The 12,994-nt window shown below is 33.1% G+C and carries 14 protein-coding genes; 4 read left to right on the top strand and 10 right to left on the bottom strand.

Going from position 1 to position 12,994, the window contains the following annotated elements; translation table 11 throughout:
• Positions 1-44: 44 nt before the first annotated feature.
• Positions 45-557 (bottom strand): metallophosphoesterase, encoded by a 513-nt coding sequence (locus JCM14822_RS04270; protein WP_054739989.1) that lies wholly within the window; start codon positions 555-557, stop codon positions 45-47.
• Positions 558-873: 316 nt separating this feature from the next.
• Between JCM14822_RS04270 and JCM14822_RS04265 the strand changes: the two genes are divergently transcribed.
• From JCM14822_RS04265 to JCM14822_RS24405, 3 genes are read left to right on the top strand one after another with little or no spacing between them, the layout of a single operon-like run.
• Positions 874-1,746, top strand: coding sequence for an aminoglycoside 6-adenylyltransferase (locus JCM14822_RS04265; protein ID WP_054739987.1), 873 nt, complete (start codon positions 874-876; stop codon positions 1,744-1,746).
• Between the two features lie 39 nt (positions 1,747-1,785).
• The gene (locus JCM14822_RS04260; protein ID WP_054739985.1) at positions 1,786-2,196 is read left to right on the top strand and encodes a TraX family protein; all 411 of its coding nucleotides are present in this window, start codon (positions 1,786-1,788) and stop codon (positions 2,194-2,196) included.
• Complete coding sequence (locus JCM14822_RS24405; RefSeq protein ID WP_083461254.1) at positions 2,142-2,672, top strand: TraX family protein; 531 nt, start codon at positions 2,142-2,144, stop codon at positions 2,670-2,672. The genes JCM14822_RS04260 and JCM14822_RS24405 overlap by 55 nt, the downstream gene beginning before the upstream one ends.
• 332 nt (positions 2,673-3,004) lie before the next feature.
• On the opposite strand, the gene JCM14822_RS04255 is transcribed toward JCM14822_RS24405, so the two are convergent.
• The 7 genes from JCM14822_RS04255 to JCM14822_RS04230 all read right to left on the bottom strand — a co-directional run bounded on the left by JCM14822_RS04255 (position 3,005) and on the right by JCM14822_RS04230 (position 9,356).
• A complete protein-coding gene (locus JCM14822_RS04255) occupies positions 3,005-3,604 on the bottom strand; it encodes a type III toxin-antitoxin system ToxN/AbiQ family toxin (protein WP_054739983.1) in 600 nt (199 codons plus the stop codon).
• A gap of 718 nt (positions 3,605-4,322) precedes the next feature.
• Positions 4,323-5,591 (bottom strand): MFS transporter, encoded by a 1,269-nt coding sequence (locus tag JCM14822_RS04250; protein WP_054739982.1) that lies wholly within the window; start codon positions 5,589-5,591, stop codon positions 4,323-4,325.
• Entirely contained in the window at positions 5,588-5,929 is a 342-nt protein-coding gene (locus JCM14822_RS23525; RefSeq protein WP_330377306.1) for an ABC transporter ATP-binding protein, read from the bottom strand. The genes JCM14822_RS04250 and JCM14822_RS23525 overlap by 4 nt, the downstream gene beginning before the upstream one ends.
• Positions 5,926-6,414: an ABC transporter ATP-binding protein gene (locus JCM14822_RS23520; RefSeq protein WP_330377305.1), complete on the bottom strand. Its 489-nt coding sequence runs from the start codon at positions 6,412-6,414 to the stop codon at positions 5,926-5,928. The genes JCM14822_RS23525 and JCM14822_RS23520 overlap by 4 nt, the downstream gene beginning before the upstream one ends.
• A 5-nt stretch (positions 6,415-6,419) precedes the next feature.
• Positions 6,420-7,427: a FecCD family ABC transporter permease gene (locus tag JCM14822_RS04240; RefSeq protein WP_054739980.1), complete on the bottom strand. Its 1,008-nt coding sequence runs from the start codon at positions 7,425-7,427 to the stop codon at positions 6,420-6,422.
• A complete protein-coding gene (locus JCM14822_RS04235; RefSeq protein ID WP_054739978.1) occupies positions 7,427-8,422 on the bottom strand; it encodes a FecCD family ABC transporter permease in 996 nt (331 codons plus the stop codon). Before JCM14822_RS04235 ends, JCM14822_RS04240 begins: the two co-directional genes overlap by 1 nt.
• On the bottom strand, positions 8,406-9,356 hold the full coding sequence (locus JCM14822_RS04230; RefSeq protein WP_054739976.1) for an ABC transporter substrate-binding protein: 951 nt from the start codon (positions 9,354-9,356) through the stop codon (positions 8,406-8,408). The genes JCM14822_RS04235 and JCM14822_RS04230 overlap by 17 nt, the downstream gene beginning before the upstream one ends.
• 285 nt (positions 9,357-9,641) lie before the next feature.
• Here JCM14822_RS04230 and JCM14822_RS04225 point away from each other — a divergent pair, with 285 nt between their 5' ends.
• Positions 9,642-10,682 carry a helix-turn-helix domain-containing protein gene (locus JCM14822_RS04225; RefSeq protein WP_054739973.1) on the top strand — a complete coding sequence of 347 codons (1,041 nt, stop codon included), beginning with the start codon at positions 9,642-9,644 and terminating at the stop codon, positions 10,680-10,682.
• A 569-nt stretch (positions 10,683-11,251) separates the two neighbouring features.
• On the opposite strand, the gene JCM14822_RS04215 is transcribed toward JCM14822_RS04225, so the two are convergent.
• On the bottom strand, positions 11,252-11,908 hold the full coding sequence (locus tag JCM14822_RS04215) for a CatA-like O-acetyltransferase (protein ID WP_054739969.1): 657 nt from the start codon (positions 11,906-11,908) through the stop codon (positions 11,252-11,254).
• Positions 11,909-12,017: 109 nt separating this feature from the next.
• Positions 12,018-12,632 (bottom strand): transglutaminase-like domain-containing protein, encoded by a 615-nt coding sequence (locus tag JCM14822_RS04210; RefSeq protein WP_054739967.1) that lies wholly within the window; start codon positions 12,630-12,632, stop codon positions 12,018-12,020.
• Positions 12,633-12,994: the final 362 nt, after the last annotated feature.

The raw sequence follows: 12,994 nt of genomic DNA, 5'->3' as shown, positions 1-12,994 counted from the left end.
ATTTAGGTATCAAAATTCCAAATTAAGTAGAAATATATTTTTTATTACCCCTCTATATTAAATAGCTTTTCTTTAATATTTTTATCTAATGGTACATCTTTTATCCCCTGATTGTTTATAATTAATTCTTGTAGCGTACAAGGCATAAAATTGTTCACCTCTACACAAGCATTTAAAGCATATCCTTCATTTCTAAGCCACTGTGCTTCCTTGCCCTTTTTTTCATCATGTAAATGACCATAAATATGAAAAGCCCCTTTATTTTTACGATACCACCTTAATATTGGATAGTGAAATAATTGAATCCATCTATCTTGATCTTTAATGAGTTTTGCTTCATCTATACTTTCAAACCTTTTAAAAAATGCATTATCCTCTATATATTTATAATCATGATTTCCAAGTATCAAATGTAAATGTCCATTTAAATGATCCACAGTCTCTGCTAGACATTGCTCTATCTCCATTTCCTTACATACAACTACATCGCCTAAGATAAATACATGATCCTGCGGTTTTACCTTTTGATTGTGACGATAAATCATTTCTGCATTCATATGCTCAATACTTGTAAAATAAGCTGATCTACTTCTCCTTAATGATAATTCATGAAAAAATGATAATCTGATACATAATAAATTTTCTCGCTCATATTCTTATCTCCACCTCCTCTAGCTATCCTATAACGATTCTACTATCTTTGATAACTTTTTCAACGTTCTATTAATTGCTTCTTAATAATATAAGTATATTTTTTGCTTTTCATACTTATTCCCCGTAGCAACTTACACATTATCCATTACCTCTAACTGATTAAAGTCATTTTATATGTTATGATTAATCTAATATATAAATCTTATAGGGGTGATAAGCATGCGCAGTGAAAAAGAAATGTATGAATTAATTTTAAATATTGCTAATGATGACTCACGTATTCAAGCCGTATATATGAATGGTTCTAGAACAAATCCCAATGCATTAAAGGATTTATTTCAAGATTATGATATCGTCTATGTGGTAAATGAAACGCTCAGCTTTATTGAGGATAAAGACTGGATAAAAAACTTCGGTGAAATTCTCTATATGCAGTATCCTGATGAATCACCAAATTGTGAAAGTGATAAAGCTAACTGTTATGGCTGGCTTATGCAATTTACAGATGGGAATCGAATAGATTTACATGTCGTAACGCTTGAATATGCTAAAAAAGATGTTTTAGCTGATAAACTCTGCCAAATATTATTAGACAAAAACAATATTTTACCTATTATTCCACCTGCTACAGATGAAGATCATCATATAAAAAAGCCTAATGAAGCCCAATACTTAGCTGTCTGTAATGAATTTTGGTGGTGTACCAATAATCTAGCTAAAGGCCTTTGGCGAAAGGAATTGCCTTATGTTCAAGATATGACCAACTTTTGTGTCCGTAAACAATTAGAAAAGATGTTAAGCTTTAAAATAGGGCTCCTCACTAATTTCTCAGTAAGCATTGGTAAGTCCGGCAAATATATGCACAGATGGCTCACTGAAAAGGAATGGCAAACTTATCTTGCGACCTACTTTGGTAGTAATACAGAAGAGGCCTTCAAAGCTATTATAACTATGTGTGACCTTTTTGAAGAAACAGCCCTATTTGTCGGTTCAAAGTTAGGTTACACCTACAATATTAAAGAAGCCAAAGCTGCTAGAAGCTTCTTAGAACACGTTTATAACTTGCCTAGTGATGCCAATGAAATATATTAGTACATCAACTTATGTTTTCAATCGAAAAGGAGCTTACTCATGTCCACTACAGCTTTAAAGTTATTTGCACTTATCATTATGGTCATAGATCATATTGGTGAATTCATTCCATCTACGCCTATTTACCTGCGCTGGATAGGGCGTATATCAGCCCCTATATTTATCTTTTGTTTAGTATGGGGTTTTCATTACACACATAGTAGAAAGTACTACTTAATAAGATTGTATACTGCCTCTGTATTAATGTCTCTTGTCGACTTATTACTTAACTCTTTTCATGTATCAAGTTACGACGTTTATGTAGGCAATAATATCTTTGGCACCTTATTTGCTATATGTATGCTTATTGCACTTATTGAATATACTAAGCAAAATCCAAGGACAGGAAAAAATATATCCTATACTTTAGTATTTGGCAGCTTATTTCTATTGCTATTAGTATTATTCTAGATGGATTTTGTGATCGAGTTACTCCTATTTTTCAAGCACTATCTGGTAATGTATTCTATAACGAGGGTGGCTTACCATTTGTATTATTAGGCGTTTTTCTTTATCTCTATAAAAATCATAAAAAGTCTCTATCTATTACCTATATTGTATTTTGCATAAGCTATTTTAGCATTTCTTATTTCAGCATTCTGACACGTATTACACGAAGAATATGTTATTATCTCCACATGGGTGAATATGAATATATACTTTACATACCACTCTCATTATTAGGCTTTGATTATATTTTTATTACACCTATATCCATGGAATATCTTCTAAATTACAACTATCAGTGTGCCATGATATTTGCACTTCCATTTATGCTCTTATATAACAATCAAAAAGGAAAAGGATTAAAGTATTTCTTCTATCTTTTCTACCCACTACATATCATTATCCTTTTTTATTTAGGTAACTTACTTGCTATAAAATAAAAGATGTATACTAAATAAAATGGTCCGCTGAGGCTATAGTTTATAATAGTCTATTTTCTATTAATACCTATAGTTTCGGCGGACCATTTTTTATATTTTACACGTTTCTTACATTCTATTTTATAAACATAACCATACCAATGTTAGCAAGTCCGCATTGGCAAATTCAGTAATTTAATTTTTAAATTTACAAAGTATATCCTAAATCAATATTAAGTTCTAATCAAATATATCTCATTAACAAAGAAGCCATCCACAAATATTAGCTATTCGTAGATGACTTCTTAAATATAATATCGCTTAATTAAATACTTTACTCTTTCTAATATGTACTACCCTTTATGAGACTCTTCCCATTCGGTACATTTTTCTTCTAACAAGTTAAAGTCAGGTGTTGCATGTTTAATATACCCAAGAGACATATTATTCTTCTTTCTATTTATATATACAGGATTTATATGTTTTTTTAATATTCTATCACTATTCTTACGTAAGAATTGAAGTTGCTTTTGTAATAATGTTCTATAAGCAATATCTGATATACTATTAACATCAAAAGTAATTAATTCACTTTCTGGAACTGGTAACATATTATTACATTGTAATTTTCCAAAGAAATCAATACTTTCATCTCCGTTCTTATCATACATAAATACAACAGGAACTGTTGTATCCTTTAAAAGAACTATTCTATCTGCATATGCTATAAAAGAAAAATCCTCTGGTAGTTTTTCCCCAGTGTAATCTTTTATTGAATAGTCCTTTAAATATTTAGGTGAACTCAATGGAATAACGTAATTATATCCATTCTTCTGAGTTACAATTCCTAAAAATTTACGTGTTCCTTTTTCATCTTTGTTTGATAATATTTTTTTGGGTTCAAATTCTCTTAAGTATTCAACATAATCTACAGTAACTTCATATAGTTCCATATTACTCCATTCAAATAAAAAAGGAGCAAAGAAAACACTTTACCCCTTCCTCCACACTTAACGGCAGTGACTCTCCGAATATTTTAATCTCACACTTAACGGCAGTGACTCTCCAAATATTTTAGTCTCACACTTAACGGTAGTGACTCTCCAATATAAGAAGAAAAGCTTTTTTCTTTACTTCTTATATTTATAGTATATGTAATTTTCTTTAAAATATCAACACTTATTTTATATTTTTATCACTTACTTAGTCTTCACGCTTAAATACTCTTGCAGCCTACAATCCAAAAAGCAACACGTTCCTTTGTCGCTTTTTGAATTGTAGTATATTTTTTCTAAAAAGTCAATATTTTCTCACCGCGTTTCAATCATCTTCTATAAATAAAAAGAATACTGTAATATTACTAAGTTTCAAACCAATTTATTTACTAACACCCTTCCACTATTATACTAAGCAAGATGAAAAAATTAACTTTTTTCTTTCCTCCCGGTATTAAAAATAAAGCTGAGGCCGTAGGTGGTACTAGTCTACCTCTGGAGTAATTTTCTGCTGCTCTTAGCAAAGATAATAAAAGAGGTTTTAGGCGAAGTGTCCGAAGCGGAGCAAGTTTTTCGCCGTTTCTTTCATTATCGAGCTTAGAGCAGCAAAAATTACGTAAGGTGTAGCTAGTAGCACCTACGGCCTCAGCGGACCATTTTCTAATACCCTACTACTTTATATGTTTCTTACATTCCATCTTACAAACATCACTACACCAATATTAGCAAGTGCTGTTATAAGTAAAATAATCCCTATTGGCATACCTGTCTCTATAATTTGACCAAATAATAATTGACCTGGTGCAACGCTAACTGTTGCTACTGCTGTTGATAAGGCTGATACACGTCCTAGCATTTCTGCTGGGATTTCCTTTTGAATAAATGTAAGTGTAAGGACATTTGAAAGTGATAGTGAAAGCATAATTGCAAGTCCACTAAATGCAAATAGTCCTGCTAATACATAAGCATTTAAATGCATAAATCCTATAGCTGACATCATAAATACGCCCACAATCATTGGGAAGTATGTATAATGTGCTTTTTCTATTTTAAATAACTTTGGTTTCACGCTAATCCAGAAGCCACCTAAAATCATTCCTAATACACAAATGCCTTCTACAAACCCATAAACTTGTGATGGTAAACCTAATTTCACATTAATGAAAAATGGGGCTACAATTGATAAGATTGGTACTAAGAAAATATTACCTAATGCGTATGAAATGATAATTCCAAGAATGACTTGTTTTTCTTTCTTTAAATACTTAAAGCTTTCTTTCATATCTACAAAGGAATCCTTCACAAATTTAATGTTAGCTGCACCTTTTTTCTCTTGAGCTTCTATAATTACTTCTGTTTCCACTGCTTTTTCTGCTCCTACTATATCTGGAATCTTCAGGAATAACTCCATAATTGCTGAAGCTAAGAAACTTACTGCATTAATGACAACGATTAATTTAATACCCATTAAACCATATAGCACACCCGCAAGTATTGGTCCTGCAAAGTTAACAATAGCCCCAACTTGATTTACAATCCCATTGGCTGATGTTAACTTTTCTTCTGATACAACTTGAGGAATAGAAGCCGCTACGGCTGGGCCGTAAAGTGTGGCACTTACTGAAAGTAAAAACATAACTACAGCTACTATGCCTACATGATCCTTTCCCTCAAATAATACGAAGGCATAAGCCCCTATTAATAAGGAGCACAAGAAATCTAACCAAACCATAATTTTCTTACGGTTCATACGGTCTGTAAGTCTTCCTGCAATTGGTGCAAATAGAATATATGGCAGTGTTGAAATAGCTAATATATTTGCAAAGGTTGCTGTACTTCCTGTGAATTCAAGTAAATATAGTGACATACTAAATCTTTGAATGGCGCTCCCAAACAAAGAAATAATTTGTCCTAATACGATAATAAGAAAATTTCGATTAATCATACCTGCTCCTTATTTAATTCATACTCTACGCAGATTGGATAATCACCAGTTTCACTAGGTTTAAGGTCAGCTTCAATCCCATAGATTTCTCTTAAAGCTTCTTTTGTAATGACATCTGATGGTTTCCCCTGACATACAATTTTGCCTTTTTTAAGACCTACAATATTGTGGGCAAATTTAAAGGCATTATTGATTTCATGAAGTACAATAACAACTGTTGTATTTTTTTCTTTATTAAGTCTTTGAAGTATTTCTAATACTTCTAGTTGATAAGCAAGGTCTAAGTAAGTTGTTGGCTCATCTAACATGATGGTTTCTGTTTCTTGAGCAAGTGTCATGCAATCCAAGCACGTTGTCTTTGCCCACCTGATAAATTCTCGATTTCTCTATCAGTAAAGTCTCTAAGACCTGTTTGCTCAATAGCCCAATCAATTACTTCTTTATCGTGACTATTAAGTCCCCCAATCATTTTTTGATGAGGGAATCTGCCATATGCCACAAGCTGTCTTACAGTAAGTCCATTTGGACAAACTGGGCCTTGTGGTAAGAATGCAACTTCCTTGGCAATATCTTTTTGTTTGATATTTTTAATGTTTTTTCCATGAATAAAAATATCCCCTTTTACAGGTTTATTAATTCTTGAGATTGTCTTTAATAAAGTGGATTTTCCACAACCATTTCCACCGATAATAATACTAATCTTACCTTTTGGGAGAGATAAGCTTAAATCTTCAATGATTACATTGTTTTCATAGGCTACTTTTAAGTTTTCTACACGAATTGCTTCTCCATTTAAGCCATTATTATTTACTGCTTTGTTCATAGCTTCTAGCTCTCCTTCATCATTAAGTAAATGAAATATGGTACCCCAAAGATGGATACTGTGATTCCTACTGGAATCTCAAGTGGTGAGAATAAGTTTCTTGAAACTGCATCAGCAACCACAATAATAATCACACTAATCATAGCAGACACTGTCACATATTTTTTATGGAAAGGCCCTACTAATTTTCTTGCCATATGTGGTGCTATTAATCCAAGGAAGCTAATATTCCCTGCAAAAGCTGTTGCTGTTCCCGCTAAAATAACTGCGTATGTCAAAAACTTCTTTCTCTCTTTATCAATGTTTAAGCCTAATGCTAATGCACTTTCATCTGATAAATTGAAAACATCGAGTTTCTTATGATTTAATAAAACTACGATAAACATAATTGTTACAAGTGGCACGATTACCTTGACGTAACTCCACCCTGAACCCCATAAACTTCCTGAAGTCCAAGTCAGTACACGGTTATAATCCCCTACGCCACCTCTAAATGTGACGAAAGAAATGAACGCATTAAGTCCTGCATTTAGACCAATCCCAATAAGTAAAAGTCTCTTAGGCTTAATCCCATTTCTACTTGATAACATATACATCATAAAGGCTGTAAGTGAAGCCCCTACAATGGCCATAAATGGCAATACAAATATTGAAAGTGAACCCAGTTCACTATAGTAATTAGTTGTTTGATATTTAATAAATAATACTGCGGCTACTGCTGCCCCTGCATTAATCCCGATAATCCCTGTATCTGCTAAATCATTTTTAATTACAGTTTGAAGTATAGCCCCTGCTGTTGAAAGCGCCACACCTACAAATAAACCTACTAAAAGTCTAGGAATACGAATACTAAATACAGCTACATTTTGCATTTTAGTACCTTTTCCAAGTAATGTATTAATCACATCTCCCGCTGAAATACTATAACTTCCCCAGCCTAATGAAATAAGACAGGTGATAACGACTAATGCTATTAAAACAGCTACTATTATTGGTATTTTTCTTTTTTTCATTATCCCCTCTCCTTTCTAGCTACTGCGATGAAGAATGGCACCCCAATTAAGGCGGTGAAAATACCAATTGGCATTTCATATGGTGCAAATAACATTCTAGCTGCAATATCAGCATAAGTTAAAAGTACTGCCCCTAATAAGAATGAACATGGGATTCCTATGCGGTAATCCTCTCCTAAGATCTTCTTAACAATTTGAGGAACGATAAGTCCTACAAAAACAATATTTTTTCCTACTGCTACAGCTACTGCTACCATTGGAATCATTAAACCTAAAGTCATAAATCTAATCTTCTCTGGATTTTGACCAAGTCCAATAGCTACATCATCACCAAGATTTAAAATATTAATTTTAGGAGATAGTATAATGGCTAAAATAAGCCCCACTGTTCCTATAATAAATACTAAAACAAAGTCATTCCATCCTGCATTTCTAAAGCCACCAGACACCCAGAAACCTATCATTTGTGCTTGGTTTGAAAGAAGTCCTACAACTGTCGTTAGAGAAACAAAGAATGTGCTCATAGCTGTTCCAGCTAAGAGGATTTTTGTAATCGACTGATTGTTAGCTTTCTTAGTTAGAAAAGCTAGTACAATAAGCCCTGTACAAAGTGCACCAATTAAAGATGCTATTAAAACATTGGTTGTTGTAATACCAATTCCCATCGCATAAAAAATAGCAATAACTAGCGTTGCTCCTTGGCTTACACCTAAAATAGATGGTTCTGCAATAGGGTTTCTTGTTACGCCTTGAATCATACTACCTGTTACTCCTAATATACCGCCTGTAAATACTACAGCTAAGCCCCTTGGAATACGTACATCTCTTACAAGCATCATTTCTAATGTTGGCTCATAGTCAAAGATACTATCCCATATGTCTTTAAACGCAATATGGACTGGTCCTAGCCTAACGGCTAAAACCAATCCTATCATTAGAAGTAATAAACTTAAAACGGCAAAAATGCCTGTCGATTTATTACTTTGTTGTTTCATTTAACATGTCACCTATTTCATTTACTAATAATTCTTTACCGATTGGGCTGTACCCTTGGTTGAAGTATGGAGATGCTGGTAATGTTACCACATGTCCTTCTTTAACCGCTGGTAAGTTATTCCAAACTGCATTTTCTTCAAGTTTAGCTAAATCTGCATCTGTTGCCATTAAGAAAATGTAATCTGTATCAATAGCTGCTAATCCTTCATATGTTACAACTGGTAAGCTAATATCACTTTGTTCTGGCATACCTTGTGGTTTTACAAGATCCATATCGTTATATAATACATCTCCAAATCCTGCACCATCAAATACATAGAATTGGCCGCCACTTGCTAAGAATGAAAGGTAGCTTGTATCTTCACCATATTCAGCTCTTACTTTCTCTCCAGCTGCATCAGCTTTTACTTCATATTCTGTAAGCCATGTTTGTGCTTCATTTCCTTTATTAAATACTTTAGCGAATGCTTCAAGGTCAGATTTCCAGTTTAAAGCTTCTAATTGAACCATTACTGTTGGTGCGATTTCGCTTAATTGATCATACATTTTTTCTTGAACTGTTGAGATAACGATTAAATCTGGATTAAGATTCATGATTTTTTCGATATCCATAGTATCTTGCATGCTGTATCCTACAATTTCAGCACCTTGCAATGTTTCTTCTAAATAAGTAGGGAACTTTGTATAGTCATACGCATCACTATTTGCTGTTCCTACTACTTTATAGCCTAAAATTGATAACATATCACTGTTGCCACTTAAATCTACGATTCTCTGTGGCACTGCTGGAATTTCAACTTCACCTTTTGCATCTGTTACTGTAACCATCTCTACTTGTGTATTTTCAGCTGTGTTTGTACTACTTCCACAACCTGTAAACATTGTACCCATTAAACCACAAGCAAGAATTGCTGCTAATAATCTCTTTTTCATTTAATCTATCCTCCGTGGATTTTTATCCCATTCTTTCATTTTTACATAAACACATTCTATATGAGACTGATTATCATTTCAATATTTTCACCTAATATAATAATTTTATCATCTAATCGGATAATTTCTGTTATACTATCTATACTTACTTAAGTAATCACTCTCTTTACTTCTATACTAAAAGTATTTCCTTCACTTATAAGAGTTATTACTTGAAATCATACATTTTAATATGTACATGCTAGCCAAAAACTTTACTACATAATAGAAACAGAGGATACATTCATGACAGCTACGACAACTAGAGATTTTCAGCAACAAGTCTTACAACATATGACGTTTACACCTCATAGCAAGACTTACTATACACTTTATAAAAATGATAAACGACCAGAATTAGGGTACTTTATGCTCTATGGCCGAGAAGATTATTATGATTTCAGCATAGGTGATTATACTATCGCCAGTAACTTTTCACTTGCCTTCGACCATCAAGAAGAACTTATGCGTTTTGGAACGGTTTATACTGGTGAAACTCAGTTTACAATAGAAGATTCTCCTGTTTCTTCTTTTACACCTTCTTCTTTCTTTATCATCGAACAAGGATTAAGAGGAACGCAAAATTGGACTAAAGGCACACATTTTCATGGCGCTGAAATTACCATTCATCAGAAATACTTTGATGAAATTATTAAGCCAGCCTTCCCGGAAATTAAAGATTTTAAGCAGTTGATAACGAATTATACTTATCGTTATTTACCTTTAGAAATCGCAACCATTATTCAAACCCTTAGAAACAAAGCCGAGACAAATACACTAACCTCACTTTATTTAGAAAGTAAAATCTTAGAATGCATTGCCCTACTTCATCATGAAATACATTTATCGCCACAAAATGTTTTTACCAATCAATTAGATTACGGAGAAATAAAAATAGGTACCAATCGTTTCATTAGTTTAACAGCTACAGATATTGCTGCCATTCAAAAGGCCCATGCTATCTTAACGGAAGAAGCCTTTAAACCACCTACTATTAAGGATTTAAGTCAGAGGGTACTACTTAATGAGCAAAAACTAAAAGCAGGATTTTCTGCTAAGTATCATATGTCTATTAGTCAGTACACCTCTTCACTTCGCATGACAAAAGCAGCCAATCTCCTTTCTACCACAGAACTCAGTGTAGAAGAAATTGCAAAACAAGTAGGCTATCACTATAGTGGGAACTTTGTAAAAATGTTCAAAAAAGTACATGGAAAAACGCCTCTCGCCTTTCGAAAAAATAAAACTTTAAAATTATTGAACAACGGTCTCCCTGCTCCTCGTTAAAACACCTTAGGCGTAAGGCGAAAATATTAATTATTCCATTTTGATTAATAAAAAAACTACGATTAGATTCATTTGAATCTGGTCGTAGCTTGTTTTACTTTATTAGTATTCTAGTCCAAAATTATTGGCAACTTATTTAGCAATTTGATTTATGCTTTGAGTGCTGTCTATAATTATGGAGTTGTAGTTTACTATTTTACATTGTTGGAATATTTCTAGGGCGAATCGAGCGTCTCTATCCATCCAGTTTTTGAAGGCTGTTTCTTTGTCTCTACAACCTTCTAGGACATATGGAACCCATTCTCTTTGTTTATAATGAAGTACTTGAAATTCTTTTGTAGGTACTAAAGCTATATAACGCTTTGGTGAAATCCTTATGGATTTCATAAGTTCCGGTAAGTGTACCATAAACTTATCTTGTTGCACCATAACCCATGTAAACCTTAGGCCTACTAATGCAGCATAAATAAAAAAGGCAGGAATGGCACAAGTATTCCCACCAAAATTTGAATAAAAATTACCTTTATCTTTCTTAGTATAGTTAGTATGGACATAATATAATTATTTTATTAGCTCCATGTTTCTGGTGCGTTCATGGCATTCTGTAAGGCTTCTAAATACTCACTTACTCCATATCCATCCACTACGGCATGAGACACTGTAATTGAAAATGGCATGAGAATCTTTTCATCCGTTTTCTTAAACTTTCCTGATTCTAACACAGGGAAAAATTGTGTAGGTGCGGCATAAGGCACCGGTGAATAACTTGTAAAAGAAGTCCATGGCAATACCCCTACCATACAACTATTTTCAGGTGGCATTTCTGGTTTTGCTATGATGCCATGTACATCTTTATACTTGGCTTCCTCTTCTAAATACCCTTTATTAAATACTTCGAAAGTTTCTTTGTAATCTACCCACATCACACTCGTTGTTTGATCATCTTCATGAAAGTTTGTGTAGGATGGAATTAAATAATCATAGTACCCTAGCTTTTCATCTTTATAAGCAATTCTAAAGTATTCCCTTTCATTAATGAGCTTCATTGTAATGTAACGATATCCACTAGCAAACTTATACCCCTTTTGTTGAAAGTAGTGATACATCTTAGTCACATCTAAGTCCACACATACATTAAATCCAGTTGGAATCATTTTTGTATAAAGCCCAAAGTAAGGCGCCCTCTTCCATTCATCTAAATTAATCTCATAAAATATTGCTGCCATTTCATATCTCCCCTTTCTTCGCTATGAGTATACTCTCTATATTACTCATAAACCATCTACGAACCGTAGAGTTTGGTGATATAAGATGATGTTCTAACTATTTCTCCGCCTATTTATAAAGCCCTGTAGGTAGATTCGCCCATAAATCTTCTAATGTTTTGTAAGTAGTCAAAGCCCTTACAACATTTTCATCCGGCACAGCAAAAATAATAGGTATATCTTCCTCTCCTTCTTCAGGATTTATAGGAAAAGCGATTTGCTCTTTGTCTAATGAAAACTGTGCATTTACACCTTCCTTATTTCCTCGTGCATCTAGCCTGATCCACTTATTTATTTCTTCAATATAAACCCCATTGAGTCCATGTAAAATAAGATAAGGTGATGTCTTAGAATTTAAAATAAGCTTTTGATAACAAAAACCTGTAGGTACGCCCTTATAACGTAATAAGGCTGCCAGTAAATGTGACTTTGCAAAACATATTCCCGTTCTTGCTGCTAAAACATCTGATGCCTTACATGTAACAATGTTTCCCTTAATATCTCTTGTATGCCCAATCTCATCCCTTATATATTCAAAGGCATTTTTTATATAATCTAATTGATTCTCTGAACGTTTCCAAATCTCATCCCCTAAATTTCGTATATTCTCCCCTGTATCCTTATCAAAATCAATAATGTCACTAGATTGTAAATATAAATTTATATCCTCATACTGTAATTTCATTTTATCCCCTGCTTTCTTTATTTAACTAATCCAACGGCCACTCTTTTTCGTAATCTGCCATGTATTATTTTCTTTTTCTAATAGCATTTTCTTATATCCAGTAACCCCTAAACAACTTTCCCACTTGTAAATGTCTAATATAAGTTTGTCTTTCTTTTATTCGTATTATAATTGTAACGTTACTAAAATTCAAATAAACTAAAATAAAAAGGCGGTATTACAAGAACACAAACTATCTCACAATGTCGTCTTTTATTAATTATTTTTTACTTCTAATGCTATTTATAATAACTCCGTTGCCATTTGTAGCATTTCATCAGCTGTCATATCTGTATCAAATGCTAAAAGATCATAGAATACCC

Source organism: Cellulosilyticum ruminicola JCM 14822 (assembly GCF_001311925.1).
Taxonomy (GTDB): Bacteria; Bacillota; Clostridia; order Lachnospirales; family Cellulosilyticaceae; genus Cellulosilyticum; species Cellulosilyticum ruminicola.
This window is presented reverse-complemented; position numbering and strand designations above follow the sequence as displayed.

What these genes read in the sequence shown, in the direction of transcription:
- JCM14822_RS04260 (WP_054739985.1), top strand. Translation starts at nt 1,786, where the DNA reads ATGTCCACTACAGCTTTAAAGTTATTTGCACTTATCATTATGGTCATA.
- JCM14822_RS04270 (WP_054739989.1), bottom strand. Translation starts at nt 557, where the DNA reads ATGAATGCAGAAATGATTTATCGTCACAATCAAAAGGTAAAACCGCAG.
- JCM14822_RS23525 (WP_330377306.1), bottom strand. Translation starts at nt 5,929, where the DNA reads ATGACACTTGCTCAAGAAACAGAAACCATCATGTTAGATGAGCCAACA.
- JCM14822_RS04255 (WP_054739983.1), bottom strand. Translation starts at nt 3,604, where the DNA reads ATGGAACTATATGAAGTTACTGTAGATTATGTTGAATACTTAAGAGAA.
- JCM14822_RS04250 (WP_054739982.1), bottom strand. Translation starts at nt 5,591, where the DNA reads ATGATTAATCGAAATTTTCTTATTATCGTATTAGGACAAATTATTTCT.
- JCM14822_RS04235 (WP_054739978.1), bottom strand. Translation starts at nt 8,422, where the DNA reads ATGAAACAACAAAGTAATAAATCGACAGGCATTTTTGCCGTTTTAAGT.
- JCM14822_RS23520 (WP_330377305.1), bottom strand. Translation starts at nt 6,414, where the DNA reads ATGAACAAAGCAGTAAATAATAATGGCTTAAATGGAGAAGCAATTCGT.
- JCM14822_RS04265 (WP_054739987.1), top strand. Translation starts at nt 874, where the DNA reads ATGCGCAGTGAAAAAGAAATGTATGAATTAATTTTAAATATTGCTAAT.
- JCM14822_RS04215 (WP_054739969.1), bottom strand. Translation starts at nt 11,908, where the DNA reads ATGGCAGCAATATTTTATGAGATTAATTTAGATGAATGGAAGAGGGCG.
- JCM14822_RS04230 (WP_054739976.1), bottom strand. Translation starts at nt 9,356, where the DNA reads ATGAAAAAGAGATTATTAGCAGCAATTCTTGCTTGTGGTTTAATGGGT.
- JCM14822_RS04210 (WP_054739967.1), bottom strand. Translation starts at nt 12,632, where the DNA reads ATGAAATTACAGTATGAGGATATAAATTTATATTTACAATCTAGTGAC.
- JCM14822_RS04225 (WP_054739973.1), top strand. Translation starts at nt 9,642, where the DNA reads ATGACAGCTACGACAACTAGAGATTTTCAGCAACAAGTCTTACAACAT.
- JCM14822_RS04240 (WP_054739980.1), bottom strand. Translation starts at nt 7,427, where the DNA reads ATGAAAAAAAGAAAAATACCAATAATAGTAGCTGTTTTAATAGCATTA.